This window comes from Nisaea sp. (genome assembly GCF_965216895.1).
GTDB lineage: Bacteria > Pseudomonadota > Alphaproteobacteria > Thalassobaculales > Thalassobaculaceae > Nisaea.
Genome location: NZ_OZ244205.1, coordinates 2,807,725 through 2,834,549, shown reverse-complemented (window position 1 = coordinate 2,834,549; position 26,825 = coordinate 2,807,725). Strand labels below are relative to the sequence as shown.

Annotated in this window: 30 protein-coding genes and 1 other RNA gene; 22 read left to right on the top strand and 9 right to left on the bottom strand. The window is 65.7% G+C overall.

What is annotated here, in order from left to right; genetic code table 11:
• Window positions 1–19: 19 nt before the first annotated feature.
• Complete coding sequence (locus ACOOE1_RS13690; protein ID WP_420402755.1) at window positions 20–1,750, bottom strand: adenylate/guanylate cyclase domain-containing protein; 1,731 nt, start codon at window positions 1,748–1,750, stop codon at window positions 20–22.
• Window positions 1,751–1,899: 149 nt separating this feature from the next.
• On the opposite strand from ACOOE1_RS13690, the gene ACOOE1_RS13685 reads away from it, so the two are divergent.
• Genes ACOOE1_RS13685 through ACOOE1_RS13670 form a run of 4 tightly spaced genes read left to right on the top strand, consistent with a single transcriptional unit; the run spans window position 1,900 to window position 6,387 of the window.
• Window positions 1,900–2,625, top strand: a complete 726-nt coding sequence (locus ACOOE1_RS13685) for an ABC transporter ATP-binding protein (RefSeq protein ID WP_420402754.1) — start codon at window positions 1,900–1,902, stop codon at window positions 2,623–2,625.
• Window positions 2,618–3,352 (top strand): ABC transporter permease subunit, encoded by a 735-nt coding sequence (locus tag ACOOE1_RS13680; RefSeq protein WP_420402753.1) that lies wholly within the window; start codon window positions 2,618–2,620, stop codon window positions 3,350–3,352. The genes ACOOE1_RS13685 and ACOOE1_RS13680 overlap by 8 nt, the downstream gene beginning before the upstream one ends.
• A 1-nt stretch (window position 3,353) precedes the next feature.
• Window positions 3,354–5,309: a Gldg family protein gene (locus ACOOE1_RS13675; protein ID WP_420402752.1), complete on the top strand. Its 1,956-nt coding sequence runs from the start codon at window positions 3,354–3,356 to the stop codon at window positions 5,307–5,309.
• Between the two features lie 10 nt (window positions 5,310–5,319).
• Window positions 5,320–6,387, top strand: a complete 1,068-nt coding sequence (locus ACOOE1_RS13670) for a DUF4340 domain-containing protein (protein ID WP_420402751.1) — start codon at window positions 5,320–5,322, stop codon at window positions 6,385–6,387.
• Window positions 6,388–6,409: 22 nt separating this feature from the next.
• Here the strand turns inward: ACOOE1_RS13670 and ACOOE1_RS13665 are convergent, their stop codons facing one another.
• Window positions 6,410–7,468 carry a trans-3-hydroxy-L-proline dehydratase gene (locus ACOOE1_RS13665; protein ID WP_420402750.1) on the bottom strand — a complete coding sequence of 353 codons (1,059 nt, stop codon included), beginning with the start codon at window positions 7,466–7,468 and terminating at the stop codon, window positions 6,410–6,412.
• 134 nt (window positions 7,469–7,602) lie between these two features.
• On the opposite strand from ACOOE1_RS13665, the gene greB reads away from it, so the two are divergent.
• From greB to ffs, 7 genes are all read left to right on the top strand, one after another.
• Window positions 7,603–8,157: a transcription elongation factor GreB gene (greB, locus tag ACOOE1_RS13660; protein ID WP_420402749.1), complete on the top strand. Its 555-nt coding sequence runs from the start codon at window positions 7,603–7,605 to the stop codon at window positions 8,155–8,157.
• Window positions 8,158–8,186: 29 nt separating this feature from the next.
• Window positions 8,187–9,167, top strand: a complete 981-nt coding sequence (locus ACOOE1_RS13655) for an amidoligase family protein (protein ID WP_420402748.1) — start codon at window positions 8,187–8,189, stop codon at window positions 9,165–9,167.
• Window positions 9,164–9,847: a gamma-glutamyl-gamma-aminobutyrate hydrolase family protein gene (locus ACOOE1_RS13650; protein ID WP_420402747.1), complete on the top strand. Its 684-nt coding sequence runs from the start codon at window positions 9,164–9,166 to the stop codon at window positions 9,845–9,847. Before ACOOE1_RS13655 ends, ACOOE1_RS13650 begins: the two co-directional genes overlap by 4 nt.
• A 110-nt stretch (window positions 9,848–9,957) precedes the next feature.
• Window positions 9,958–10,338: a carboxymuconolactone decarboxylase family protein gene (locus ACOOE1_RS13645; protein ID WP_420402746.1), complete on the top strand. Its 381-nt coding sequence runs from the start codon at window positions 9,958–9,960 to the stop codon at window positions 10,336–10,338.
• A gap of 3 nt (window positions 10,339–10,341) precedes the next feature.
• Entirely contained in the window at window positions 10,342–11,262 is a 921-nt protein-coding gene (locus ACOOE1_RS13640; protein ID WP_420402745.1) for an NAD(P)-dependent oxidoreductase, read from the top strand.
• Between the two features lie 73 nt (window positions 11,263–11,335).
• Window positions 11,336–11,791: a hypothetical protein gene (locus tag ACOOE1_RS13635; protein ID WP_420402744.1), complete on the top strand. Its 456-nt coding sequence runs from the start codon at window positions 11,336–11,338 to the stop codon at window positions 11,789–11,791.
• A 277-nt stretch (window positions 11,792–12,068) separates the two neighbouring features.
• An RNA gene (gene ffs / locus ACOOE1_RS13630) (signal recognition particle sRNA small type) lies at window positions 12,069–12,166 on the top strand.
• A 19-nt stretch (window positions 12,167–12,185) separates the two neighbouring features.
• Here the strand turns inward: ffs and ACOOE1_RS13625 are convergent.
• Both ACOOE1_RS13625 and ACOOE1_RS13620 read right to left on the bottom strand, forming a co-directional pair.
• Window positions 12,186–12,719, bottom strand: a complete 534-nt coding sequence (locus tag ACOOE1_RS13625; protein WP_420402743.1) for a GNAT family N-acetyltransferase — start codon at window positions 12,717–12,719, stop codon at window positions 12,186–12,188.
• Window positions 12,716–13,891 carry a hypothetical protein gene (locus ACOOE1_RS13620; protein WP_420402742.1) on the bottom strand — a complete coding sequence of 392 codons (1,176 nt, stop codon included), beginning with the start codon at window positions 13,889–13,891 and terminating at the stop codon, window positions 12,716–12,718. The genes ACOOE1_RS13625 and ACOOE1_RS13620 overlap by 4 nt, the downstream gene beginning before the upstream one ends.
• 80 nt (window positions 13,892–13,971) lie before the next feature.
• On the opposite strand from ACOOE1_RS13620, the gene ACOOE1_RS13615 reads away from it, so the two are divergent.
• The 6 genes from ACOOE1_RS13615 to ACOOE1_RS13590 all read left to right on the top strand — a co-directional run bounded on the left by ACOOE1_RS13615 (window position 13,972) and on the right by ACOOE1_RS13590 (window position 20,275).
• A complete protein-coding gene (locus tag ACOOE1_RS13615; RefSeq protein ID WP_420402741.1) occupies window positions 13,972–14,886 on the top strand; it encodes a LysR substrate-binding domain-containing protein in 915 nt (304 codons plus the stop codon).
• A 113-nt stretch (window positions 14,887–14,999) separates the two neighbouring features.
• Window positions 15,000–16,799, top strand: a complete 1,800-nt coding sequence (locus tag ACOOE1_RS13610) for a DNA polymerase III subunit gamma/tau (RefSeq protein WP_420402740.1) — start codon at window positions 15,000–15,002, stop codon at window positions 16,797–16,799.
• Window positions 16,800–16,803: 4 nt separating this feature from the next.
• Window positions 16,804–17,127, top strand: coding sequence for a YbaB/EbfC family nucleoid-associated protein (locus tag ACOOE1_RS13605; RefSeq protein ID WP_420402739.1), 324 nt, complete (start codon window positions 16,804–16,806; stop codon window positions 17,125–17,127).
• A gap of 27 nt (window positions 17,128–17,154) precedes the next feature.
• A complete protein-coding gene (gene recR / locus ACOOE1_RS13600; protein ID WP_420402738.1) occupies window positions 17,155–17,742 on the top strand; it encodes a recombination mediator RecR in 588 nt (195 codons plus the stop codon).
• Between the two features lie 2 nt (window positions 17,743–17,744).
• Complete coding sequence (locus tag ACOOE1_RS13595) at window positions 17,745–18,665, top strand: DMT family transporter (RefSeq protein WP_420402737.1); 921 nt, start codon at window positions 17,745–17,747, stop codon at window positions 18,663–18,665.
• Window positions 18,662–20,275, top strand: coding sequence for a glycosyltransferase family 4 protein (locus tag ACOOE1_RS13590; protein ID WP_420402736.1), 1,614 nt, complete (start codon window positions 18,662–18,664; stop codon window positions 20,273–20,275). Before ACOOE1_RS13595 ends, ACOOE1_RS13590 begins: the two co-directional genes overlap by 4 nt.
• On the opposite strand, the gene ACOOE1_RS13585 is transcribed toward ACOOE1_RS13590, so the two are convergent.
• From ACOOE1_RS13585 to gloB, 3 genes are read right to left on the bottom strand one after another with little or no spacing between them, the layout of a single operon-like run.
• Window positions 20,272–20,718: a cupin domain-containing protein gene (locus ACOOE1_RS13585; RefSeq protein ID WP_420402735.1), complete on the bottom strand. Its 447-nt coding sequence runs from the start codon at window positions 20,716–20,718 to the stop codon at window positions 20,272–20,274. The two genes, ACOOE1_RS13590 and ACOOE1_RS13585, sit on opposite strands and share 4 nt — an antisense overlap.
• 4 nt (window positions 20,719–20,722) lie before the next feature.
• Entirely contained in the window at window positions 20,723–21,334 is a 612-nt protein-coding gene (locus tag ACOOE1_RS13580) for a glutathione S-transferase (RefSeq protein WP_420402734.1), read from the bottom strand.
• Between the two features lie 58 nt (window positions 21,335–21,392).
• Entirely contained in the window at window positions 21,393–22,163 is a 771-nt protein-coding gene (gene gloB, locus ACOOE1_RS13575) for a hydroxyacylglutathione hydrolase (RefSeq protein ID WP_420402733.1), read from the bottom strand.
• A 111-nt stretch (window positions 22,164–22,274) separates the two neighbouring features.
• On the opposite strand from gloB, the gene ACOOE1_RS13570 reads away from it, so the two are divergent.
• From ACOOE1_RS13570 to ACOOE1_RS13555, 4 genes are read left to right on the top strand one after another with little or no spacing between them, the layout of a single operon-like run.
• A complete protein-coding gene (locus tag ACOOE1_RS13570; protein WP_420402732.1) occupies window positions 22,275–23,057 on the top strand; it encodes a class I SAM-dependent methyltransferase in 783 nt (260 codons plus the stop codon).
• Window positions 23,054–23,371, top strand: a complete 318-nt coding sequence (locus ACOOE1_RS13565) for a putative quinol monooxygenase (RefSeq protein ID WP_420402731.1) — start codon at window positions 23,054–23,056, stop codon at window positions 23,369–23,371. The genes ACOOE1_RS13570 and ACOOE1_RS13565 overlap by 4 nt, the downstream gene beginning before the upstream one ends.
• A gap of 7 nt (window positions 23,372–23,378) precedes the next feature.
• Window positions 23,379–23,696 (top strand): hypothetical protein, encoded by a 318-nt coding sequence (locus ACOOE1_RS13560; protein ID WP_420402730.1) that lies wholly within the window; start codon window positions 23,379–23,381, stop codon window positions 23,694–23,696.
• Window positions 23,675–23,911 carry a hypothetical protein gene (locus ACOOE1_RS13555; protein ID WP_420402729.1) on the top strand — a complete coding sequence of 79 codons (237 nt, stop codon included), beginning with the start codon at window positions 23,675–23,677 and terminating at the stop codon, window positions 23,909–23,911. The genes ACOOE1_RS13560 and ACOOE1_RS13555 overlap by 22 nt, the downstream gene beginning before the upstream one ends.
• Here the strand turns inward: ACOOE1_RS13555 and metW are convergent.
• A complete protein-coding gene (gene metW / locus ACOOE1_RS13550) occupies window positions 23,895–24,515 on the bottom strand; it encodes a methionine biosynthesis protein MetW (protein ID WP_420402728.1) in 621 nt (206 codons plus the stop codon). The two genes, ACOOE1_RS13555 and metW, sit on opposite strands and share 17 nt — an antisense overlap.
• Entirely contained in the window at window positions 24,512–25,720 is a 1,209-nt protein-coding gene (metX, locus tag ACOOE1_RS13545; RefSeq protein WP_420402727.1) for a homoserine O-acetyltransferase MetX, read from the bottom strand. Before metX ends, metW begins: the two co-directional genes overlap by 4 nt.
• A gap of 257 nt (window positions 25,721–25,977) precedes the next feature.
• Here metX and ACOOE1_RS13540 point away from each other — a divergent pair, with 257 nt between their 5' ends.
• Window positions 25,978–26,769, top strand: a complete 792-nt coding sequence (locus ACOOE1_RS13540) for a chorismate mutase (RefSeq protein WP_420402726.1) — start codon at window positions 25,978–25,980, stop codon at window positions 26,767–26,769.
• Window positions 26,770–26,825 lie beyond the last annotated feature (56 nt).

Here is a 26,825-nt window from a genome sequence, read left to right as displayed (position 1 = left end):
GTACGCTTGCCCGCCGGGGTTACCTGCGGGCCGCGAGGGGGCTGAGGGCCGGCAGGGTCGAGGCATCCGCGATCAGCAGGACGGGGACGCGTTGCTCGCGACCGCGTGCGGCGATCTCGGCGGCTTCCCCTTGTTCGAGCACGAGGTTGGCCGCATCGACGACCGTCTTCGAGACGATCAGCTGGACCCCGTGTTCCTTGGTCAGCGCTTCGAGCCGGCTCGCCGTGTTCACCGTATCGCCGACAGCGGTGAGGCCGCGGGTTGCCCGATAGCCGAGTTCTCCGACGATCGCCGGCCCGCCATGAATGCCGATACCGATGCGAAGCGGTTCGCTGAGATCCGCCGAGAGGCTATCGTTCAGGCGCTTGAGATTCTCCGCCATGCCGCGGGCGGCGGCGATGGCATTGCGCGCGCCGGTCTCGAGGCCGCGATCGACGCCGAACAGCGCCATGATGCCGTCGCCGATGAACTTGTCGATGCGTCCGCCCGCCTCTTCGATGGCGTGACCCATTTCGGAAAAGTAACGATTCAGGATGAAGACCGTGTCGTAGGGAAGGCGCTGTTCCGACAGCCTGGTGAACCCCCTGATATCGGCGAACAGCACGACGATGTCGCGTTCCTGCCCGGCAAGGTATTCCGGCCGGATACCGGTATCCTCGACGCCTGCCTGGGCCGGTGGCAGCAGCGGCGTCACTTCCAAATCCACGTCCGGAAATGTCTGGCAGGCGAGTCTGACATTGTCCGGTGCACCGATCCGTTTCAGCACGCGCTGCTCCAGTTCGGAGGCCGGGGGCAGGGCCTTCAGGCCGCTGCCGATCCGCACCCGGCAGGTCGAACAGCGCCCGCGCCCGCCGCAGACCGACGCATGCGGAATGCCGGCGGACCGGCTGGACTCCAGGATGCTCGCGCCGGGCCGGTGGCCGACTTTCTGTCCGGTATGGTAGGTCAGGGTGACGTCGGGCTCGCGCTTTCTCCTCAGATGGAGACGCAAGGCGCGCGCCGCGAAGGCGAAGAATACGAGGCCGAAATAGCCGTACTCGATGCGCTCCACCAGACGCACGACGTCCCGCGCCCGCTCGCCCCGCGGCAACTCGAAGGAGGCGACCGCCTGCGTCAGCCAGGCCCGGTCCTCCGCCAACCGCAGCACATCCATTCCCGACGCAATGAAGCCGGAGAGCGAGAGGGTCGGGACGAGCACCGCGAGGGTCAGCCAGAGGGGCAGGAGCCGCCGGTAGCCGGGTCGGTAGCGGAGCCACAGATGCAGCCCGATACAGCCGTGGGTCCAGGCCGCGAGCAGCAGGATCGCCTGATTGGCCGCGTAATGCGGGACGAACTTCCAGACCGTGAGCTGAACATAAAGGTAGGAGGGATTGGCGTCGAAGAATTCGCCCAGGACGCGGGTCCCGACGGCATGTGCGATCAGGAAGACCGGAATCAGGAGGCCGAGCGCGAGCTGGATGATTTCGGCCCGGTTCATCCCCCTCAGAGAGTCGCGCCGGTAGACCGCATAGAGCGCGCCGAGAAAATGAACGGTGAAGGCACCGTAGAGCGCCAGGGTCATGACCGGATGGTGCCAGATAATGACGAACCAGCGTCCGACCGTGGCCAGAGCGTCGATCGAAACGATGCCCAGGCTGTGGTTCAACAGATGGTGGGCGACATAGGCGAAGAGAATCAGTCCGGAGACGGTCTGCGCGCGTCGGACCGAGATCTTGCTCCGGCCGCGCGGTCGGGAAGAGTTGTCGCTCAAGCGTTCCGCTCCGGAATCCGCGTCGGGCCAAAAGGATATTAGATAGGTATGATCCGGGAAAACCCAATTCTTTGATTCTTCCCGAATTTCAGGTACATCGCAGGGGTTGGGGAAATCGCGGCTGAAGATAGGGACCAAGTTCGCAAGAGATGAGCGCGTTACTATCGATCCAGAAGTTGACCAAGAGCTTCGGGCCGATCACCGCCGTCGACGGCCTCGAATTCGAGGTCGGACGCGGCGAGGTGCTCGGCTTTCTCGGCCCGAACGGAGCCGGCAAATCGACCACGATGAAAATGATCTCGGGCTTTCTCGCTCCGAGTTCGGGCACCGCCGTGGTTGCGGGGCATGACGTGCGCTCGGCGCCGCAGGCGGTGAAGGCCGCGATCGGCTACCTGCCGGAGGGCGCGCCGGCCTATCCGGACATGACCCCGCTCTCTTTCCTGTCCTTCGTCGCCCGTATCCGAGGATTGGCGGATAGCGAGGTGAAGGACGCGGTCGAACGGGTGATCGAGCAGACCCGGCTGACGCAGGTCGTGATGCAGCCGATCGAGACGCTCTCCAAGGGCTACAAGCGGCGGGTCGGCCTCGCGCAGGCGCTGGTGCACGATCCCGAGGTGCTGATCCTCGACGAGCCGACCGACGGACTCGACCCGAACCAGAAACACGAGGTCCGCAACCTGATCACGAGCATGGCGGCGGAAAAATGCATCGTCGTCTCCACCCATATCCTGGAAGAGGTCGACGCGGTCTGCAGCCGGGCGATGATCATCGCCCGCGGCCGGGTGCTCGCCGACGGCACGCCGGAGAACCTGAAGGCGCGCTCCGGCGCCGCCAGTCTCGACGACTATTTCCGCGAGGTGACGGGTCATGCGTAATATCGGCCTAATCTTCCGGCGAGAGTTCGGCGCCTATTTTGCGACGCCGCTCGCCTATATCTTCATCGTCATCTTCCTCGTCATGGCCGGAACGCTGACCTTCTTTGTCGGCGGCTTCCTCGCCCGCGACCAGGCGGACCTCCGGCCGTTCTTCGGCTTTCATCCCTGGCTCTACCTCTTTCTCGTGCCGGCGCTCTCGATGCGGCTCTGGGCCGAGGACCGGCGGCACGGCACGATCGAGCTCTTCCTGACCCTGCCGATCAGCATGTTCGAGGCGGTCGTCGGCAAGTTCCTCGCCGCCTGGGCCTTCACCGGCGTGGCGTTGGCACTGACCTGTCCGTTCTGGATCAGCGTGAACTACCTCGGCAATCCCGACAACGGGGTGATCCTCGCGTCCTATATCGGCAGCTACCTGATGGCCGGCGCCTATCTCGCGATCGGATCGCTGATCTCGGCGATGACCAAGAACCAGGTGATCGCTTTCGTCGTGGCCGCCGCGGTCTGTTTTCTCTTCACCGTCGCGGGCTCGCCGATCCTGCTGAACTATTTCGAGAAGTGGGCACCGGGGGGGCTGGTCGAGGCGATCGCCAGTTTCGGCTTCCTGACCCATTTCGACGCGATCCAGCGCGGCGTCATCGATCTGCGCGACGTGATCTTCTTCGGCTCTGCAATCGTCATCGCGCTGATCGCCAATGCGTTTGTCATTGACTGGAAGAAGGCGGAATAGGATGCGCGCGCTCCAGACCCTCTTCACCCAGGGCCGTATCGCGGTCACGGCGCTGGCCTTGCTGCTGGTCCTGTTTCTTGCTCTCAACGTGCTGAGTTCGAGCCTGCTGACCTCGACCCGCCTCGACCTGACCGAGGAAGGGCTCTACTCCCTATCGGACGCGACGGAAGAGCTGATCGAGACGATCGAGGAACCGGTCACGCTGAAGTTCTACTATTCCCAGGCGTTGGGACGGAACGTGCCGTTCTACGGCATCTATGCCGGCCGGGTGCGTGATCTGCTCGGTGAGTACGAGGCCCGCTCTGGCGGCAAGATCAAGGTCGAGATCTACGATCCGCAGCCCTTCACCGAGCTTGAGGATCGGGCGGTCGCCGACGGACTGCAACAGATTCCGTTGCAGGAAGGCGGTGAGCAGGTCTTTTTCGGAATCGCGGGCACCAATCTGACCGATGATCGGGAGGTCATCCCCTTCCTGCAGCCCGAGCGCGAGACTTTTCTCGAATACGACATTTCGCGGCTGATCTACGCCCTCGCGACGACCAAGCGCACCGTGGTCGGGATTGTCACCAGCCTGCCGATGAACGGCACGGTGCGGATGAACGCGATGGGCCAGCAGACCCCGGTACCGCCCTACATCATCGCCGACCAGATCGGGGCGACCTACGAGACCCGCTATCTCGATGCCGATCTCGAAAAGGTGCCGGACGATGTTACGGTGCTGATGCTCGCGCATCCGGGAGAGCTCGGTCCGAAGGCCCAGTTCGCGATCGATCAGTTCGTTCTGGGCGGCGGCAAGGCGCTGATCCTGGTCGACCCCTATTCGGAAGCGGAAGGTGGACAGGCCCAGTTCTTCGGCCGGAGCGCGCCGGATTCGAGCGATCTACCGGACCTTTTCAGGCATTGGGGCGTCTCCTACGACCCGACGAAGATCGCGGCCGACCGGCTGACCGCCCGCAAGGTGCAGCCGGGCCAGGGCCAGCAGCTCGTCGACTATGTCGCGTGGCTCGAGTTGCGCGGCGGCAACATCGACAAGGGCTCGCCGATCACCACCAACGTGGACAGTATCGCCGTCGCCAGTGCCGGTCATATCGCGCTCGCGGACGACGCGGCGGTGAAGATGACCCCGCTGGTCTCGACCTCGCTCGGCTCCATGGAGCTGGACGCGGAGCAGGTGAAGGGGATGCGCACGCCCCGGACACTGCTGCGAAATTATACCCCCGGACCGGACGCTTTCGTGCTCGCGGCCCGTCTGACCGCGGAGAAGATCACCTCCGCCTTTCCGGACGGTCCTCCCGAGCTGAAGCCGGCGGAAGGCGAGGAGGCACAGAGCGCCGAGGCAATCGCCGCCTACAAGGCGCAGTTCCCGACGGTGCTGACGGAGTCTACCGCACCGCTCGATGTCATCGTGGTGGCGGACAGCGACATCCTTGCGGACCGTTTCTGGGTCCAGGTGCAGCAGTTCTTCGGCCGCCGGGTTCCGGTTCCGGTCTCCGGCAACGGCGATTTCGTGCTGAATGCACTTGATGCCCTTTCCGGCAGTTCGTCACTGCTTGGACTGCGCGGGCGCGGCTCAACCGCCCGGCCGTTCGAGGTGCTCGACCAGATCGAGCGCGAGGCGGAGTCGGAATTTGCCGCCCAGGAAGAGCGGTTGCAGAAGACCCTGGCAGAGACCGAACAACGGTTCGACGAACTGCGCCGCGGCATGCCGGAAGGGGCGGCCGCGATTGTTTCCGACGAGGAGCGGGCCGAGATCGAACGCTATCGGCAGGAGATCCTCCGGATCCGGAGCGAACTCCGGGCCGTGCAGCGCTCGGTGCGCGAGAATGTGGACCGTCTGGAGAGCGATCTCTGGTTCTACAACATCGCCCTGGTGCCGATCCTGGTGACGCTCCTGGCGCTGCTGCTCGCCTTCTGGAGGGCGGTCCGCCGCCGCCGTGTACAAAGTCAGGCAGGCTAGGGAGGCACCGATGCTGAACCTGCGCACCCTCGGGCGCCTTGCCGCCGTGACCGCCGTCTTCGTGTTGGGCGCGGTCGTCGCCGTTCTCGTCCGTCAGGACGCCACCGTGACCGCGCTCAAGGATACGCGGGCCTTCCCGGGCCTGGCGGACGGTATCCCCGATATCGCCAGGATCGAGATGTCGTGGAACCGGGACGGCGCCGTCGAACAGGTCACGGTCGCCCGCGAGGACGGTATCTGGCGCATTCTCGAGCAGGGTGGCTATCCGGCCGATACCGGCCGGGTCCGGGATTTCGTCCTGTCCCTCGCGGAGCTGAAGCTGGTCGAGGCGAAGACCGCGGATCCCGGGCGCTACGGGCGACTTGGCGTCGCGGATGTGGAGGAAGCCGGGTCCGAAGCCACCCGCGTCCGGCTGCTGGGCCGCGAGGGCGGGGTGCTGGCGGATGTCCTGATCGGCAACGAGCGGACCGACGGGACGGGGGCGCCCATGGTCTATATCCGCCCCGGAAACGAGGCGCGGTCCTGGCTTGCGCTCGGCAGGGTGGACGATGTCCAGCGGGCCGCGTCCTGGGCCGACAATACGGTGATCGATATCGGCGCCGACCGGGTCCAGGAAATCCACCTGACCGGGCCGGACGGGAAGGTTCTGGAGGTGCGCCGCACCGGCGAGGGCGAGAAGCCGTTCGAACTGGTGAACATGCCGGAAGACCGCGAATTTGCGACCTTCTACACCCTGAACGAGATCACGGACGGGCTGGCGAAGCTGAGTTTCGAGGAGGTGCGCTCGATAACCGGGATGGCGTTCGAGCCGTCGCTCGGGAACGCGATCTACCAGACGAGAAGCGGGCTGACCGTCATTGTCGATTTCGCCGAGGTTCCGGGCGAGGACGGCAACGTGCAGACCTGGACCCATTTCTCCATCAATGTCGCGCCGGATGCGACGGAGGAAGCCAAATCCTTCGCCGATTCCCATCAGGAGAGGTTGTCGCAGTGGGCCTATCGGCTGTCCGCCAGCCGTATTGAACGTCTGCGCCACACGCTGGAAACCGCGACCAAGCCCTCAGAGAAGAGCGGCTGACGCTCGTTTGTCCGAGCTGAGATCACGGTTCTCCCGATGAATCCCGGGACGGGAAACCGGATGGCCAGGTGTCTGCGACCCGGTAGCCCCGCGGCCACGGGTCGGCCGGGTCCAGCAGGTACTGGTAGGTGCCGGTGATCCAGGCGCTGCCGGTGATCGAGGGAATAATGGCGGGAATGCCGCCGATATTACTCTCCGCCTCGATCCGTCCCGAAAACTCGGACTCGATGATCGAGCGGGCGGTCAGCCGCTCGCCCACACCCATGCGCCCGGCCGCCCTGAGCAGTGCCATGCGGGCGGAGATCGCCGTGCCGGTCGGTGAGCGGTCGATCTTTCCGGGCTCGATGGCGACGGCATGCCGGGTCCTGAAACCGTCGCCCGCTTTCTCCAGGGCCCCGGCGAAGAGACAGAAGGAAATGTGCCTCCAGTCCGGGTTCGTCGGGTGGCTGAAGCCGATCTGCTCGGTCGCGGCGCGAGTCAGCCTGGCGCCGAGCTCGGCGAGATCCCGCCCCTCGTCGGGGCGTATGGCGAAGCCAAGCGCCTCCGCGTCGACAATCACGAAACTGTCCCCGCCATAAGCCGTCGAGACGGTGAGGATTCCATGTCCCTCAACCTCCAGTGGCGCCTCGATTGCGGCCGCGAAGGACGGATGATTGCGAACGGTGATGCTCTCCGCCCTGCCGTTCCGGCAAGCCGCCTCGACCGTGACGAGCCCGCCCGGCGCCTCCAGGCAAAAGCGCGTCACCGGTTCTTCCATCGGCACGATCCCGGTCTCGAGCAGGACGGTCGAGACACAGATCGAATTCGATCCGGACATCGGCGGCGTGTGTATCGGTTCCATGATGATCCAGCCCATGGCGGCGCGCGGGTCCATCGGCGGGACCAGAAGGTTTACGTGCCGGAATACGCCACCGCGGGGTTCGTTCAGCAGGAAATCGCGCAGTTCCCCGTGCTCCGCGATCCAGCGGGATTGCTCCCAGAGCGTCGCGCCCGGCGGCGGCGCGACACCGCCGACGATCACGTCGCCGACCTCGCCCGCCGCATGACATCCGACGACATGGATCTGTTTCTTGCTTTGCATTGTCCCGGTCCGCTACCAGATGGGTACCCGGGACAATTAGCGCATGACCACGTCGATCCTGGCAATCCGCCGGTGCTTCCGAAACGTAAAGGTCTGCTACACTCTTCCGGCCCGAGGAGCAGAGTTGCCGAGAAATGAGCAAGGCCTTCGTCAAGGAAAGCGACGCGGAATTCGAGGACGAGGACGAGGTCCCCGATCCTTCCCCGAAGGGCGTCAAGAACTACATCACGCCGCGCGGCTTCAAGGCGCTGCAGGACGAATTGAAGTATCTGCGCCGCGACGAGCGGCCGAAAGTCGTCGAGATCGTCTCCTGGGCGGCTGGCAACGGCGACCGCTCGGAGAACGGAGATTATATCTACGGCAAGAAACGGCTGCGAGAGATCGACCGGCGCATGCGCTTTTTGCTGAAACGGCTGGAGGCGGCGGAGATCGTCGAACCGACGCAGCAGCCGAACAAGGACAAGGTCTTTTTCGGCGCGACCGTGACCTACGCGGATGAGGAGGACAACGAACGGACGGTCCGGATCGTCGGTGTCGACGAGGCGGATCTGGAGCGCGGCGAGGTCAGCTGGATATCGCCGGTTGCGCGCGCGTTGCTCAAGGCCGAAGTCGGCGACGTCGTCGACGTGCGCACGCCGCGCGGACCGCAACAGGTCGAGGTGGTCAAGATCGTCTACGAGGACCGCTGACGATACCCATCCTGAAAGGACTGACAAGGATGCAGCAGCCGAAGGCGCCGCCCCGGCGCGTTAACGGAGACGGAGAGGAGCGGCGGGTCGGCGTCGAGCTGGAATTTGCCGGCCTCACGGTCGAGGAGACCGCGCGACACCTGCACGACGAATTCGGCGGCACGGTGGAACAGTTGGATGCGCATCGCAATGTCCTGAAGCATCCGGACTGGGGCGAGGCGACGATCGAACTCGACGTCCAGTACGTGCATCGCAAGGACGAGGAGCGGGAGGACGGCGAGGCGGAGAAGTTCGGCTTTCTCGACGTGCTCGATATCTCCGACAAGGTGCGGGCCCGGCTGGGCGACGCCCTGACCGGCCTGGTACCGGTCGAGATCGTTTTCCCGCCCATCGCCTGGTCCAAGCTTGGAGAGCTCAATGCCGCTTTCGAGGTGCTGCGGCGGCACGGCGCGCTCGGGACGCGCGAGAGTCCGCTCTATGCCTTCGGGCTGCATCTGAACGTCGAGGTCGCCACCGGCTCCGCCGCAGAGATCCTCGACACCCTGCGCGCCTACATGGTGATGGCCGAGGGCCTGCACGAGAAGGTCGACATGGACCTGACGCGCTGGGTCCTGCCCCATGCGGCCCCGTTTCCGGACGAATATGCGAGCAAGATCTGCGCACTGGATTATCCGGCGGACCTTTCCGGCATGATTGACGATTATCTGGAGATGAACCCGACGAGAAACCGCGAACTCGACATGCTGCCGCTCTTCGCCCATCTCGACCCGGACCGCGTGAAGGCGCAGATCTCGGACGCGCTGGTGAAGCCCCGGCCGACCTACCATTACCGGCTTCCGAACGCCGATCTCGGCGACCCGGACTGGTCGGCGGTGACCGAATGGAACCGCTGGATTGCGATCGAGGACCTGGCCGAGGACAAGGACCGGCTGCACGCCGCCATGCGGGAGTTCCTCAATCGGGACCGCGGTCTCGGCGCCCGTCTTCAACGGTATCTCGGTCTCAAATGAGTTCGTCCGCGCGGCCTCTCATCGGCATTTCGACCTCGAAACATACCGGCAGGATCCCGCTTGCCTTTCACCATCTCGCGGTCTGGCGGGCCGGAGGACGCGGTGTGCGCCTCGGACCGGGACGCCCGCTCGACGCGGAGGCGCTGGACGGGCTGATCATCGGCGGCGGCAGCGACCTGCATCCCACGCTCTATGGCGGCGAGGTCGCGCTCGAGGAAGGCATCGACGAGGAGCGTGATGCCTTCGAACTCGATCTGCTCGACCGTTTCAGGGACGGCCGGCGTCCGGTGCTCGGGATCTGCCGTGGGGCGCAGATCCTGAATGTCTATTTCGGCGGAACCCTGCACGAGGAGATTTCCAAGGCCTATCCGGGCACCCGCGCCCGGCGCACGCCGCTGCCGGTGAAGCGTATCGAGATCGACGAGGGCACCCGGCTCCGCGAGATGCTCGGCGTCTCCTGGTGCCGCGTGAACAGCATTCACCATCAGTCGGTCGACCGGGTCGGCGAGGGACTCCGGGTCTCCGCCCATGACAGGCGCGGCATGGTGCAGGGGATCGAGAGCGTGAACGGGCAGCTCTTCTTCGGTGTGCAGTGGCATCCGGAATTCCTGGTCTTCAACCGTTCCCAGCAGCGGCTCTACCGCGCGCTGATCCGTGCCGCCGGCGCGGGCATGGACTGACCCGCTCTTGCCATATGCGACCCCGGCTCGTTCCGAGGGGCCGCTGGTCACGCCGTTTTCCGCTGACTAGTCTCGTGGGCAAAGTGTGAAACCCGAGGGAGGAGGACCCGATGGATCTGGACCAGCTGTTCGAGGAAGGTCTGAAGAAGCGCAAGCAGGTACTGGGCGCGGACTATGTCGAGAAACGGTTCGAATCGGCGGACGAGTTCGACATGATCTTCCAGGATTATGTCACCAAGCATGCGTGGGGCGCCTGCTGGGGCCGCGACGGGCTGGAACTGAAGACCCGCTCGATGCTGAATCTCGGCATGCTCGCCGCCATGGGCAAGGAGCATGAACTGCGGGTGCATCTCGTCGGCGCCCTGAACAACGGTGTCAGCAAGGCAGAGATCGCGGAAATCTTTCTCCAGGTTGCCACCTATGCCGGTTTCCCGGCCGCGCTGACCGCCTTCAAGATCGCCCGTGAGGTTTTCGACGAGCGGGGAGTCTGAGCGATGAGCGGCGACAGCAAGCCGGTGATCGGCTGGATCGGTCTCGGCATGATGGGCTGGCCGATGGCCCGACACATGGTCCAGGCTGGCTACGATGTGCGTGTGTTCGACCTCAGACCGGAGGTTTCCCAGCGATTCGCGGGTGAGATCGGCGGCGAGGTGGCGCCCAGCCTGGAGGCGCTCGGCGCGGCCTCGGATATCGTCGTCACCATGGTGCCGGACGGCAAGGCGGCGCGCGCGGCGCTGCTCGACGGCGCGGACAATGCCTCGAAGGGCATGAAACAGGGTGCCATCGCGATCGACATGAGTTCGTCCGAGCCGACCGGCACGGTGGAACTCGGGGCCGCCTTGCAGGAAAAAGGCATCGCGCTCTGCGATGCTCCGGTTTCCGGCGGTACATGGCGGGCCGAGGAAGGCTCGCTCGCCATCATGCTCGGCGGCGGCGACGCGGCGGCGCTGGATGCGGCGGAGGCGATCATGGAGCCGATGAGCCGGGTGGTGATCCGTACCGGCCCGCTCGGCTCCGGGCATGCGATGAAGTGCCTCAACAATTATCTCTCGGCGATTGCGCTCAGCGCGACCAACGAGGCGATCCTGGTCGGCGCCAAGTTCGGGCTCGACCCGAGCGTGATGATCGATGTCATCAATGTCTCGACCGGGAGGAGCAACAATACGGAGACCAAGTTCAAGCCTTCGGTGCTGACCCGCAAGTTCGACGCCGGCTTCGCCACCGCGCTGATGACCAAGGATGTCGGCATCGCCGCCGGCCTCGCCGAGGCCCAGGGCCAGGACATGCCGATCCTGAAGCTGCTGACCGGTATCTGGAAGGACTTCAACGAGGCCCATCCGGGCAGCGACCATTCCGCTGCGATCCAGTATTGGGAAGAGCGGAACGGCGAGACGCTGGAGCCGACGGGGGGCTGAATACGGAATCGCCCCGGTTCTGCCCGGAGCCGGATGCAGGACCGGGGCAGGTCGACAACGCAAGGGAGCCTGTATGTTCCGGAGCGGTCTTCTCATCGCGTTCTGCCTGCTCCTGATTCCGGGCAGAATCACTTTGGCCGGCAGCGGGACCGATGCCGTGGTCGAGGCCGTGCAGGCGGAATGCGCGGCGATCGATGGTGGATTGCTGACCCTGGAAGCCGACGCCATCCAGCGGCTCGACCTGACCGGCGACGGCCGGCCCGATGAGGTGATCGACGGGCGGGACCTGTCCTGCTCGTCTTCGCGCACCCTGTTTTGCGGCGGCACCGGCGGGTGCCGACTCTTCCTTGTGGTCGGCGAAAGTGTGACCGAAGAGATGTCGAAGGGCTGGAAACTTGTCCGGCTTGGCCACCTGCCGGTCCTGCTGCTCCAGGTACACGGCTCCCGCTGCGGCGGCACCAACCTCCGCAGTTGCGTGAAGGCACTTGTCTGGTCCGAGGGCGCGTTTCGCGCGATCGGCGGCGATTAAGCCTGCCTAGCGGCCGGCGTTGCGCTCCTCCGCCCAGATGATCTTTTCTCCGCTGGAGCCATATCCGCCATTACAGGCGCCGACCCCGAATAGAAGACAGGCAAGAAGCAATAAACGACCCATGGCACGGTCCCGCGATGCTGTTTAAGCCAGACAACATGTGGGGACGTTTCAACCGGTTGGGAGAGGGCCCCGGAGCGCTCACGGCGATGTGATCGGCGCCTGAATCGTTCGACTCCCCTTGCATTGCGTCCCGTTCCCCCGATATAGAACCCTCGGAAGGCTGGGACGGACGAGCTCCTCGCCAATCCGGTCAGGTCCGGAAGGAAGCAGCCGTAACGAGTTTCGGTTCGGGTCGCTTCCCAGTCTTCCACCTAAATTTCCGTTATTCCGATCATTTGAGATCGATCGCCCGACCCTCCGGCGCGGCGAGGCTGCGCTGCATGTAGGCCACGTCGACCGGCTGTCCGAATTTCCAGCCGATCCCCCGCGCGATGCCTATCTGCCGGAAGCCGAGCTTGCTGTGCAGGCCGATGGACCCGGCGTTGTTACTGTCGCCGATCACCGCGAGCATTTCCCGGAAGCCGGCCTTGGTTGCGCGTCGGACGATCTCTGTGAGCAGTCGCGTTCCGACGCCTTTGCCCCTCATCTCCGGCGCGAGATAGATCGAGTCCTCCGCCGTGAAACGGTAGGCCGAGCGCGCCTTGTGCTGCGTCGCGTAGGCATAGCCGACAATAGTCCCCTCCAGTTCGGCACAGAGCCAGAAGTGGCCGGACGCGCGGACCGCTTCGAGACGCCGCGCCATTTCGCCATCGTCCGGCGGGACCTCCTCGAAGGTCGCGGTGCCGGTCAGGACATGGGGCCGGTAAATTTCGGCGATCCGCGGAATGTCATCCGCCTCGGCGTCGCGAACAAGAAGGTGGTTCATACGCATCCGCTCCATATAAATGCCAGCAGGCAGAGAAACCCGACCGCGCCCTGAAGGACCGACCCTGCGGTCAGGATCGCGATGCTGCGGTTCCGTCCGTCCGCGAAGCATGTGGTCCGGACGATCCAGTAGAAGCTGTCGTTGGGAAGAATGGCGATGAAGGAGCCGAGGCAGATCGCGAAGACCGCCGCGACGCCGGGCAGACCGAGTTCGGCGACTGCCGGAGCGGCGACCGGGGCGACGGCTGCGAAGGTTGCCATGCTGGAGCCCTGCATCACCTTGAACGCGGCGCTCAGCAGGAAGAGTCCGAGCAGCCCGACGGCTCCGGTGCTCCCGGGGAGGACGGCGGTAAAGGGCAGAACGTCGGTCAGCACGGTTCCGAAGGCTGAGGCGCATCCGATCAGAAGCAGGAGTGCGCCGGTCCGCCGGACCGCACGGTCGAGGCACGCCCGCCGGTTCGTCGGTGCGAGCAGGACGAGCGCCAGGACTGCGGCGGCAAGAAGCGCGCCTTTTGGAGTGCAGATGAAACCGGCGAAGGGCGGGGCGGGGATACCGGGGAGCGAGCCGAGGATCAGCAACATCGCCAGGAGGCAAAACGGAATCATCGGTACGAGCGTGGCTGACCCGGCGGCCAACCGCGTTTCCGGCGGGCTGTCCGGGAGATCCCTTTCCAGGAGCCGTCGCCAGATCAGCCCGAAGAACCAGACCGGCAGGGCCAGCAGAATCCCGGTAAGGACGATGTCATCGTTTGCGACCCCGAGCCCGGTCGCCACAATCAGGGGACCCGCGGGGTAGAGCAGTTTGAAACCGGTATAGGCGCCGAAGGCGACGTCGAGCTTTCGCCGGCCCGCGATCGGCGCGAGAGACGCGAATGCTGTGTCGGGGCATACCATTCCGGCGCCCGTGACCGGGGCTGCAGCGACCGCGAGACGACCGTCCTGAGCGAGGGCGTACTCTTCCATTGCCGCGGCGAGGGTGAAAGACGGCAGGAGGATCAGCGTGAATTCTCCAAGCGCCAAACCGAAGCCGGTGTTGAAGCGAGCGATGAGCTCGGGGGGACCCATGCCGCCGGCGAGGCCGGTCGCAAGCGTGATCAGCGCCATCCAGACCGGAAGCGGAAGATCCGGAAGTCCTCGGCGGATCCCCGAGACGGCGGATCGGGCATGTCCCATAGCGAACTCTCCAAAGCTGCACTACGATCATGCTAAAGAGGTAACGTGACCCGAAAAAATGAGAAAGAGCGCGTGTTATCATGAGATTTAATCATGATATTCTTCATCGCATACCGGTGCGCAGCCTGCAGGTTTTCGAGGCCGCCGCGCGTCATGCGAACTTCACGCAGGCGGGAGACGCGCTCGGTATCACGCAAAGCGCGGTCAGCCGGCAGATCGGCGAGCTGGAAAAGCGGCTCGGCGTGCCCTTATTCGCGCGCGCCGGTCCACAGATTGCACTTACGCGTGCCGGGGAGGTTCTGTTCGAGCGCGCTGCCCGGGCATTCGCCGACCTGCGGGCGGGCGTGGCGGCCTGCCGCGCGGTGGAAGGCCTGTCCAATGTCGTCACCCTCTCCATGCTGCCGTCGGTCGCGGCGCTCTGGCTGGCGCCGCGGCTTGAGGAATTCGCGAAAGCGCACCCGGAGATTGATCTGCGGGTCTCCGCCTCGCGCCATCTGGTGTCGTTCGAGGCGGAAGGGATCGATCTCGCGGTCCGTTACGGTCCGGGAAACTGGCCCGGTCTCGTCTCGGAATTCCTGGCTTCGGAGACAGTCCGGCCTGTCTGTACCCCCGATTATGCGCGGCGCATCGGCATCGAGCAGCCGTCCGACCTCTTGAAGGCGACGCTGATTCATCCGGATATCGAGGAAGGCTGGTCCGACTGGTTCGCGGCGGCCGGTGTCGCGGTCGACGCTGTTCCGTCGGGCCCCAGCTTCAGCGACGACACGGCGGCGCTGAACGGCGTGCTCGGTCATCAGGCCGTTTTCCTCGGACGGTCCGTGCTGACGGCCCGGGAGCTGGAAGCCGGCCGGATCGTCGCCCCTTTCGACATCGAGATGCCGGCCAGTTTCGGCTACTGGCTCGTCCGTCCGGGCGGACAGGAACCGAGCGCGGCCCGCGATTCGGTGCGCAAATGGATTCTTCAGGCATTCGGCAGGCCCGCACAGGAGGTCTGAAGCCGCTCGAACGGATCGGGTCTTGGAGCGCTCTGCCGCCGGTTGCAGGATTGTTGTCGCCTGGAGTGGCCGGGTTGCTTCCCTGTCCCTCGTCACTCCCCTATGATCCCCGCATGGATGATCTGACACCTCCCCAGACCCAAGAGGCGCCGGGCGAGTATCGCGTGCTCGCGCGCAAGTACCGCCCGCAGACGCTGGACGACCTGAAGGGCCAGGACGCGCTGGTGCGCACGCTCCGGAACGCGCTCGCCTCCGGACGGCTCGCCCATGCTTTCGTGCTGACCGGGGTGCGCGGCGTCGGCAAGACGACGACGGCACGGATCATTGCCAAGGGGCTCAACTGCATCGGCCCGGACGGCTCCGGGGGGCCGACCGTCACGCCCTGCGGCCAGTGCGATCCCTGCCGGGCCATTACCGAGGACCGCCATGTCGACGTGATGGAGATGGATGCGGCCTCGCGCACCGGCGTCGACGATATCCGCGAGATCATCGACGGGGTGCGCTACAAGCCGGTCTCGGCGCGCTACAAGGTCTACATCATCGACGAAGTGCACATGCTTTCGCGCAACGCCTTCAACGCGCTCCTGAAGACGCTGGAGGAGCCGCCCGAGCATGTGAAGTTCATCTTCGCGACCACCGAGATCCGCAAGGTGCCGATCACCGTGCTGTCGCGCTGCCAGCGCTTCGATCTCCGCCGCTTCGACGTTTCCGAGCTGATGGAGCTGTTCGGCACGATCTGCGGCAAGGAAGGGATCGAGGCGGACGAGGAGGCGCTTGCGCTGATTTCCCGCGCGGCCGACGGCTCCGCCCGCGACGGACTCTCGATCCTCGACCAGGCCATGGCGCTCTCCGATGGGCGGATCGCGGCCGTGCAGGTGCAGGAGATGCTGGGCCTTGCCGACCGGGCGCTGATCTTCGACCTGTTCGAGAAGGTGATGGGCGGGAAGACGGCAGACGCGCTCGGCGACGTGCGCGCGATGTATGCCTCCGGGGCCGATCCGGTGGTGATGCTGCAGGACCTGCTGGACCTCACACACCTGATCACCCGGCTGAAGACGGCGCGCGACTCGGCGCTCGAGGGTGCCTCGGAGCTGGAACGGACCCGCGGCGTCGCGTTTGCCGACAAGCTCCCGCTGCCGGTGCTGGCGCGCACCTGGCAGATGCTGATGAAGGGCCTCGGCGAGGTCCAGAACGCGCCCTCTACGCTTGCCGCGCTCGAGATGGTGCTGATCCGGCTTGCCTATACCGCCGATCTGCCGCCACCGGGCGAGCTGGTGAAGGCGATAAAATCGGGAAAGCCTGACGCGGCCCCGACCCGCCAGCCGGCGGCCGCGGAAAACAGGATGGCGGATCCCCGACCGGAGCCGGTGGCGACGATGCCTCCGCCTCCGTCCGCAGCTGTTCAAGAATCCACGCCCGGGGCGGCTCCGCCCGCTCCCTCCTCGGGGCCGGAACCGCAGTCCGCACCGGAGATCCCCGACACCTTCGAGGGGGTCGTCGCGCTCTTCGAGGAGCACCGGGAAGCGGTGCTGCACGCGACGCTGAGCCGGTCCGTTCGGCCGGTGTCGGTCTCGCGCGGTCACCTCGAGCTGATCCTTGATCCCGGCGCGCCGGAAACCCTTTCGGCGCAGGTTGCGGCGAAGCTGAAGGAATGGACCGGTATTCCCTGGCATGTCGAGGCGAGCGACGCCGCGCCGGGCGACGAGGAGATCCACACGCTGGCCGAGCGCAAGGCGAACGCTGAGGCGGCGAAACGCAAATCCATCTCCGAGCATCCGGTCGTGGCTGCCGTGCTTGAAGCCTTCCCCGAAAGCACGATAGAAGCCATCAGACCGCTCGTGCGCGAGATGGAAGACGCGGCACCGGAAGCGGCGTCCTACCCGGACGAGGACAGCCAGGCAAACGAGGCATGACCAGATGAAGAATCTCGGCAACATGATGAAACAGGTCCAGCAGATGCAGGAGCGCATGCAGGAAATGCAGGCGCAGCTGCAGGAGCTGGAAGTCGAAGGCTCCAGCGGCGCCGGCATGGTGACGGTCCGCATGACCGGCAAGGGCGAGATGAAGGCGATCAAGATCGATCCGTCTCTTGTCGATCCGTCGGATACGGAAGTGCTGGAGGATCTGATCCTCGCGGCCGCCAACGACGCCAAGACGAAGGCGGACGAAAAGATGCAGGAGGAGATGCAGAAGCTGACCGGCGGCCTGCCGCTGCCTCCCGGCTTCAAGCTGCCGTTCTGATCCTCGCGGCGGCAGGCGGCGTCCGGTATGGATGAACTCGATCGCGTGATGCATTACCTGGCGAAGCTGCCGGGACTCGGTCCCCGCTCCGCGCGCCGGGCGGTGCTGCATCTCCTGCGCAAGCGCGAGACGTTGATGCGCCCGCTCGCCGACGCGCTCGGCGATGCGGCGGAGGCGGTCACGGACTGCTCCGTCTGCGGCAATCTCGATGCGTCCGATCCCTGCCACATCTGCCGCGACGAACAGCGCGACGGGGCGGTCGTCTGTGTGGTCGAGGATGTCGGCGACGTCTGGGCGCTGGAACGGGCAGCCGCCTTTTCCGGCCGCTATCACGTGCTCGGCGGCCTGCTCTCCGCGCTCGACGGGGTCGGGCCGGAAGATCTCAATATCGAAACTCTCGTCACCCGGGCGCGGGCGCCGGAGGTAAAGGAGATCATCCTCGCCATGGATGCGACCGTCGACGGTCAGACCACGGCGCATTATATCTCCGACCGCCTCGCCGGCACCGGAATCTCGATCACTCGCCTTGCCCGCGGCGTGCCGGTTGGCGGCGAGCTCGATTACCTCGATGACGGGACACTGACCCAGGCGCTCAAGGCGCGGAGGGAAGTCTGACGATGGAGCAGAGCAAGGCCCGGTTGCGGGCGACCGCGATCGGATTCTCCGCCGTCCTGATGTGGGCGACGCTGGCGCTCTTCACCGCGCTCTCGGGCAAGGTGCCGCCGTTCCAGCTGCTCGCGATGTGCTTCCTTGTCGCCACCGTGATCGCCTGCGGTTTCTGGCTGGTGCGGGGGCAGAATCCGCTCGCCTATATGCGCCAGCCGCCGCTGGTCTGGCTGCTCGGGGTCGGCGGACTGTTCGGTTATCATTTCTTCTATTTTCTCGCGCTCAGGAATGCGCCTGCCGTCGAGGCGGGTCTGATCGCCTATCTCTGGCCATTGCTGATCGTGGTGTTCTCCGCGCTGCTGCCGGGCGAGCGGCTGCGCTGGTTCCACATCGCCGGCGCCGTGCTGGGACTGGGCGGCGCGGCCCTGCTGGTGACCCGCGGCGAGACCCTGGAACTCGACCCGCGCTATTCCTTCGGCTATCTCGCGGCCTGCGTCTGCGCCCTCACCTGGTCGAGCTACTCGGTGCTCTCGCGCCGTTTCGGGTCGGTTCCGACCGAGGCCGTCGGCGGCTTCTGCGCCGTCACGGCCGTGCTCGGGGCGGTCTGTCACCTTGCGTTCGAGCAGACGGTCTGGCCGGACGGCACGCTTGAATGGGCGGCGGTGCTGCTGCTTGGCCTCGGGCCGGTCGGCGGCGCCTTCTTCACCTGGGACTACGGCGTGAAGCGGGGCGACATCCAGGCACTCGGCGCGTCCTCCTATGCCGCACCGCTACTCTCGACCCTGCTGCTGATCCTGGTCGGACTTGCTCCCTTTACCTTCGTCGTTGCGTTGGCCTGCCTGCTGATCGTCGGCGGCGCGGTGCTTGCCTCGAAAGACATGATCTTCAGGCCGAAGCCCTCTCCATTGCCACTCGTGGAGGATCCCTCATGATCGCCCGCACCGCTCTCCATTACGCCCCGGAGGCGGGCGACGCGGCCCGGCTGGTCGGCCGCCAGGTCGCCAATTCCGGGTTTCTGAAAGCCTATCTGGAGCATGGCGCGCCGGGCGAGGTCCCCATCCATGCCCTGCCCGCCGATTTCGAACAGTTCCGGGCGGATTTCCCGACCGGGCGGACGCTGCGCCACCTCTCCGCCGCCCAGCCTCGGGCGCTCATGGAAGCGGGCGGTCTCTTCATGCCGGGGCCGGCGCTGGCGAAGCGGGCCTGGCACCGCCAGCTTCTCGGGCGCGGACGCTACAGTCTGTCGGGCGTGACCCATGCCATGGCCTCGACCCGGGCGCAGGACGCGGTGCGCGAGATGGTGACCGCGCCGATGGCCTCCTGGGACGCCTTGATCTGTACTTCGGAAGCAATCAAGACGCTGGTGCAGTCTCTTGCGGCGGAATACGTCGAGGCCCTCGGGCCGATCACGGGCGGGAAGCCGAAGTTTCAGCCGCAGCTTCCGGTGATCCCGCTTGGCGTCGATACGGCCGCTCTCGCGGGCATCGGCGAAGAACCGGGGCGCGCGTTCCGGAGCGCCGAGGGGATCGCCGAGGACGGTTTCGTTCTGCTCTACCTGGGGCGTCTCAGCTATCACACCAAGGCGCATCCGATCCCGCTCTACCGGGCGCTGAGCCTGCTTGCGCGGCGGACCGGGCGTGCGATCACGCTGATCGAGGCCGGCTGGTACTACAATTCCGAGAGCGAGGCGGCGTTCGACGCGGCGGCGAAGGCCATCGCACCCGAGATCTCCGTGATCAAGGCCGACGCCCGCGAGGACGCGGTCAAGGCGGCGGTTCTCTCGGCTGCGGATGCCTTCATTTCGCTCGTGGACAACGCGCAGGAGAGCTTCGGCATCACGCCGGTGGAGGCGATGGCGGCAGGGCTGCCGGCTGTGGTCAGCGACTGGGACGGCTACCGCGACACCGTGGTCGACGGCGAGACCGGGATGCGCGTGCCGACGCTGCTGCCGCCGCCGGGTGCCGGATACGAGTATGCCTGGCGCCATGTCTCGGGGGAGCACGATTACGACGTTCATATGGGACTGGTCGCGCAGCATGTGGCGGTCGACATTCCGAAGACCGTCGAGGCGCTGACGGCCGTCGCGGAGGCGCCCGGCAAGGCCCGCGCAATGGGGGAGGCGGCCGCGAAACGTGCCCGCGAGGTCTATGACTGGCGGGTGATCGTGAAGGCCTATGACGCGCTCTGGCAGGAGCTTGCCGAGCGCCGTGCCTTCCATGCGGGCGAGGAGGGACGCGACGTCCCGCAGATGGCCGATCCCTTCGCCACCTTCGCCGGTTTCGCAAGCGAAACGATCCGGCCGCCCTTCGGCGTACGGCCCGTCGAGGATGCGGAGACGCTGCTCGACCTGCTGGCGGCCTCGCCGATCGCGGCGATGGACCGGCGCAGTCTCGACGACGGCCGGGCGCTGGTCGCCGCCATGCGCCAGCAAGGCCCGATGGTCATGGAGCAGGCGCTCTCGGAGGCGCAGATCGCGGAGGCGGCGCGCACCTTCCGGGCGCTGGCATGGCTCTTGAAAATGGGAGTGGTGGAGAAGGTCTAGCCGGGTTTCCGCGGGGTCGGGCGCCAGTCCGGCGGAGCCATTTCGAAACCGGAAAATGCGAAGGCCGGTGCCACCGTGCAGCCGACCAGCGTCCATTCGCCGAGACTTTCCGCCGTCTGCCACCAGCCTTCCGGGACCACAACATGGGGCTTCTCGCCCGCAAGCACGTCCGGGCCGAGGCGGTGCGCCTCGGCATCGTGTCCGTTCGGCGAGAGCGTCAGGGCGAGCGGCGCGCCGGCGTAGAAATGCCAGATCTCCGTCGCGTCGGTGACCCGGTGCCAGGCGGAACATTCACCGACCGGCAGCAGGTAGTAGATCTGGGTCACGGTCCCGCGGCCGCCGTCGGCGGGGCTGTGGCGATAGGTTTCGGAGTAGTAGCCGCCCTCGGGATGCGGCTGCATCCCGAGTTTGTCGACGATGACCTTCCAGTCGGCGGTGCTCATCGGATCAGGCCGGCGGCTGGGTTTCCTGCATGGATTTGCGTTCGGCGAACCTCGTGTACCAGGCGGCCAGCGCCGGATAGCTCTCGCGCCAGCCGATGTCCTTGTAGCGGAAGTCGAGATAGCCGCAAGCGCAGGCGGCGGCGATGATTCCGGCATTGATGCCGTCGCCGAAGGAGGCGGCCTCACCGTCCAGCGCCTTGAGCGCGCCGTGGACCTTCTTCATCTGGCCGTCGACCCAGTCGTCCCACTGTTTCTCCGCCGGCCGCAAGCCGCGCTCGTAGCGGGCGTTCACGGCGGAATCCATCATGCCTTCGGCGGTTGCCTCGAGCCGCAGCACGTCCCAGCGCGCCTCGCCGCTCTCCGGGTAGTAGCCGCAGGACGGGACGAGAGAGACGAGATACTGGGTGATGACCCGGGAATCGTAGAGTGGCTTGCCATTGTCCATGACCAGGGTCGGGATCCTTGTCAGCGGATTGGCGGCGGCCAGCACGTCGCTCTGGTCGACCACGGAGGTCGTGACCTGAACCTTTTCGACCTTGTTCTCCAGTCCGAGTTCCTTCAGCGCGACTAGGACCTTGCGGACATACGGCGAGGCCGGCGAGTAGATCAGTTTCATGCGATTTCGCTCCCTTGCATGATCCGGCTCCGAGAACCGGCTTTCTCGAGTATCCGTCTCAGAAATTGTCTTTGCGTTTGCGTACTTCGGCGAAGACCGCGACCGGGTCGGCGCCGTCCATACCGATGGCGGCGGCGAGATCGGGACTGTCGGCGCGCAGGAACGGGTTGGTCTCCAACTCCTCGCCGAGCGTGGAGGGAACCGTCGGCCGGCCGTCGGCGCGCAGCCTGTCGATCTCGGAGGCCTGGGCCTGGAGTTTGACGTTATCGCCATCGACGGAGAGCGCGAAGCGGGCGTTGGACTGGGTATATTCATGGCCGCAATAGATCTTCGTCGAGGGCGGCAGGGCGCGGAGTTTCTTCAGCGAATTCCACATCTGCTCCATGGTGCCTTCGAAGACCCGGCCGCAGCCGAGCACGAACAGCGTGTCGCCAGATAGCAGGATGTCGGAATCCGGGAAGAAGAAGGCGATATGGCCGAGCGTGTGGCCCGGCGTCTCGAGGATCTCGGCCTTGTGACCGGCGAATTCGAAACTGTCGCCCTCCGCCAGCGTGATGTCCATATCCGGGATCCGCGCGGTTTCCGATTTCGGGCCGACGAGTTTGCAGCCGTATTTCGCCCGCACCGCCGCGTTGCCTTCGGTATGGTCGCCGTGATGGTGCGTGTTGATGACATGGCTCGGCTTCCAGCCGCGCGCCTCGAGTTCCGCGATCACCGGAGCGGCCTCGCCCGGATCGACCACGGCGGTCGCGCCGCTGTCTGCATCGTGAAGCAGGTACACGTAATTGTCCGATCTGACGGGGACCAGCACGACATCCAGCTTGGACATGACCTTCGCTCCTCTGCGGGGACGGGAGCGCGGACCGTAGCATCAACCTTTTGACGCGGCCAAGCTGCGCACTATGATCCCTTCGCGACAAGTGAACTGCCGGCTTGGAACATGTTCAACGACGCCGTCGATCTCTGGGATTTTTACGGCACGCGCGTGGGCCATGTCGCCCGCCGCATGGTGCGCCGCCGCATCCGCGAGCTCTGGCCGAACACGAAGGGCGAGACGGTGCTCGGGCTCGGCTATGCGACGCCGTTCCTGCGCCCGTTCCGGGACGAGGCGGAGCGTGTGATCGCGGTCATGCCCTCGCAGCAGGGCGTGCTGCACTGGCCACGCGACGGCAAGGGACTGGTCTGTCTTGCCGACGAGGCCGAACTGCCGCTGCAGGATGTCTCGGTGGACCGGGTCTTGCTGGTCCATGCGGTGGAGTGCACCGAACAGCTCCGTGCCATGCTGCAGGAGGTCTGGCGCGTTCTTGCGGGCAACGGAAAGGTCCTCGTCGTGGTGCCGAACCGGCGCGGGATCTGGGCCCGGCTCGACCGCACCCCATTCGGGCATGGCCATCCCTATTCGCCCTCGCAGCTTTCCCGTCTCCTGAAAGACAACATGTTCGCGCCGTCGCTGACCGCTCATGCGCTCTACATGCCGCCTTCGAACTCGCCGCTCCTGCTGCGTTCCGCGCCGGCCGTGGAAAAACTCGGCGAGCGCTGGTTCAACCGCTTTTCCGGTGTGGTATTGATCGAGGCCACGAAGCAGATCTATGCCCGGCCGAAAGGGCGGGCAGTGCGCATACGCCAGCTTCTGCCGCTGCCGGGCCGTCGGACTCCGGCGCTGAATGTGACCGGCTACCACCGCAGCGTGGCGCTCGGATACCAAGGGAGGACAGAAAAATGATCGTAATCGCCGTCAATCTCATCGTTGCCGAAGCGGATGCGGACGCCTTCGAGACCCGGCTGCGCAAGCATGCCGCAAACAGCCTGACCCAACCTGGCTGCAAGGGCTTCCTCGTCGCCCGCGACCAGGAAAAACCGGGCAGCTTCCATCTCTGGGAGACCTACGACGACATGGATGCGTTCGAGGAGCACAAGAACGCGGGTTTCATGGCGGATTTCCGGGAATACTCAACGCCGCTCGTCAAGGAGCGGCATCTTGCGATCTGCGATCTGGTGCCGGGCGGTGTCGCGGAGCATGAGGGGTTGGTCGTCTAGGAGCGGCATGTATCTGGAGCATGTGACGCGGGCGGACTTCACCGACCTCTACAGACTTTGCATTCAACCGCGGATCTATCGCTATCTCTTCGACGGGGCGCCACCGGACTGGAGCTACGTCTCCGAGCGGATCGAGATGGCGCTGGCCGGTGCAAGCCGTCCCGGCTTCGGGTTCTGGTTGCTGCGCCATCCGGGTTTCCCGCTCGCGGGAGCGGTGGACCTCGCCGACGGCGAAAACCCCTGCAGCCGGACGCTGACATGGCTTCTGCATCCGGGCTCTGGGGGCGGGGCATCGCGTTTTGAATGGCCTGGACCGCCCTTCTGACAGCCTTCGAGGATCCGGGAATCGATCTCGTGACCGCCGACGCGGACGGAGCGAACCGGGCGTCGCGGGCGCTCATGGCGCGCCTCGGCATGAGCTTCCGGCGCAACGTCGAATTTCCCCTCGGCCCCGGTATCGAATACGGGTTTTCTCGCGGCGACCGGGGGCCGGACCTGCTTGAAATGAAGGAAAAGATGGTGCTCAGCGACCGCGGCTGAGCAGAAACATGCCCTGCTCGCCGAACAGGTTGGCGAACTGGCTCTCGATCCGCGAATTGACCGAAGCGCCAAGCTCGTCGAGCGCCATGCTGCGCTCGATACGGATATCCAGTTCCCGGCAGAGGGCAAGGAAGTCCCGAATCGTGCAGAAATGGATGTTCGGCGTGTTGTACCAGGTCTCCGGCAGGAACTCGTTCACCGGCATGCGGCCGTTGAAGAGCAGCTGCAGCCGGACCCGCCAGTGGCCGAAATTCGGGAAGGAGACGATCGCCCGGTTGCCGATCCGCACCAGATCGCTCAGCACCCGTTTCGGGTCGTGCATGGCCTGCAGCGTCTGGCTCAGGATGGCGTAGTCGAAGGCGCCGTCCGGATAGTCGCGCAGGTCGGTGTCGGCGTTGCCCTGGATCACCGAAAGGCCGCCCGCGACGCAGGCATTCACGCCCTCGTTGCTGAGCTCGATTCCACGTCCGTCGACCTGTTTTTCCTCGGTCAGCAGCTTTAGCAGCTGGCCGTTGCCGCAGCCGATATCGAGCACCCGGCTGCCGGGTGCGACCATGTCCGCGATGTGCCGGTGATCGACGCGAATGTCGGAGGCGCGGTTCATGATCCGCCTGCCGCGGCGCCGGAGAGACCGATCCGTTCCTCGTTCCCCCTGATGAAGCCCTCCAGAACATTGAAGAACTCGGGTTCGTGCAGCAGGAAGGCGTCGTGGCCCTTGTCGCTCTCGATCTCGACGAAGCTGACGTTGGCGGCGATCGCGTTCAGCGCATGCACGACGACTCGCGACTCAGAGGTCGGGAACAGCCAGTCCGAGGAGAAGGAGATCAGACAGAAGCGCACGTCCGTGCCGCGGAAGGCTTCCGCCAGCACGCCGCCATGCTCGGCCGCCATGTCGAAATAGTCCATCGCCCGTGTGATGTAGAGGTAGGCGTTGGCGTCGAACCGGTCGACAAAGGTGATACCCTGGTGTCGCAGGTAGGATTCGACCTGGAAATCGGCGTCGAAGCCGAAGGTGATGGCCTGCCGGTCCTGCAGGTTACGCCCGAACTTGCGGTGCAGCGCCGCTTCCGAGAGATAGGTGATGTGCGCCGCCATGCGCGCGACGGAAAGGCCGGCGCTCGGCTTGCTGCCTTCGAGCAGATAGTTGCCGCCGCGCCAGGCCGGGTCCGCCATGATCGCCTGCCGGCCGACTTCGTGGAAGGCGATGTTCTGGGCCGTGTGGCGCGCGGCGCCGGCGATGGGGATCGCCGCATGCACGCGGTCGGGATATTCCGCCGCCCATTGCAGGACCTGCATCGCTCCCATGGAGCCGCCGATGACGCAGAACAGTTTGCCGATCCCGAGACTGTCGAGCAGCCGGACCTGGGTGCGGACCATGTCGCGAATCGTGATGACCGGGAACTCCAGCCCGTAGGGCTTGCCGGTCGCGGGATTGCTGTCGAGTGGTCCGGTGGTGCCCATGCAGCCGCCGATCACGTTCGAGCAGATGACGAAGAAGCGGTCGGTATCGATCGGTTTGCCGGGACCGATGATCTCGGACCACCAGCCGGGCTTGCCGGTGACGGGATGCGTGCTGGCGGCGAACTGGTCGCCGGTCAGCGCGTGACAGACCAGAATGGCGTTCGACTTGTCGGCGTTCAGCGTGCCGTAGGTCATGTAGGCCACGGTCACAGGCGCCAGATCGACGCCGCAATCGAGGCGCAGCGGCGCGTCGGCGCCAAGGCGCAGGAGATGCCCGGGAAGGTTTTCCCGTTGCTTCTCCGCAAAATCTTCGTTCTGCGCCGGTCGCCCGGCCTCGGCATTCGCCATGGCAATTCATCTCCCCCGGAGACCGGGCGGAAAGACCCCGGCCCGAACCCGGTGAACCCGGCTAGGTAAGGTTGGCCGCGGTTGCTGTCAATCATAACAGGTCCCGATTTCCGCCTGCCGGTGATCAGCTTGCTTGAATTCGCCGCCCGCCGCCGCTATTGCTGTCCGCCGCGCCGCAATCGGGAAACCTGCGGCGGACGGTTTCTCTGGCCGGGCGCTTCGGGTCCGGCCGATGCTTCGATGGGAAGGCATATCCGGTGAGCACGCTCGATGACCTGAGGCGCGAGATCGACGGGATCGACGAGGCCCTGCACGATCTTCTGATGCGCCGCGTCGAGATCGGCAAGCAGGTTGCCGAGGCCAAGGGTGGCGATCGCGGCCCCTATTTCCGGCCGGGCCGCGAGGCGCAGATCATCCGCCGCCTCGTTGCGCGCAACGCCTCCTATCTGAATATTCCGACGCTGATCCGCTTCTGGCGCGAGATCCTCAGCGCCAATCTCAATATGCAGACCCATGTTCATGCCGCCGTCTACATGGCCGAAGGCGCGGAGAAGGTCTACGACCTGGCGCGCGACCATTGCGGGATTTCGGCCTCGATCGAGTGCATGGTGAGTGCGGAGCAGGTGCTGGCGGCGGTGGCGTCGGGCGCGGCGACGCTCGGCGTGCTTCCTGGCTTTCCGATGACGGTTGCGCGATGGTGGCCGCTGCTGCTTTCCGACAGGTCTGAGGACACGGCGCCGCGCATCATTGCGCGGCTTCCCTTTTGTGAGACCGGTCCCGAGGACGGGGTCAACGGCTTCGCCGGCGATGCCTTCATCGTCGCGGCGCAAGAGCCGGAAGCCTCCGGCGAGGACCGGACGCTGTTCGCCATTGCCGCGGATCTCGCCATCGCCGGCGAAACCGTCGACGAGGCGGATGGCTTCAGGCTGGTCGAACAGGAAGGTTTCCTGGAGGCACCGGCGGGGCTGGAACGACATATGGGCGGCCGCGAAGGCGAGGTGCCCTATTATCGCATCGGCGCTTACGCGGTCCCGGTTCACGCCGGTTGATCCTTCCGGCCCGAGGCCGGTCCCGCACACCCGTTCCCGTCTTCCATACGAGCGAC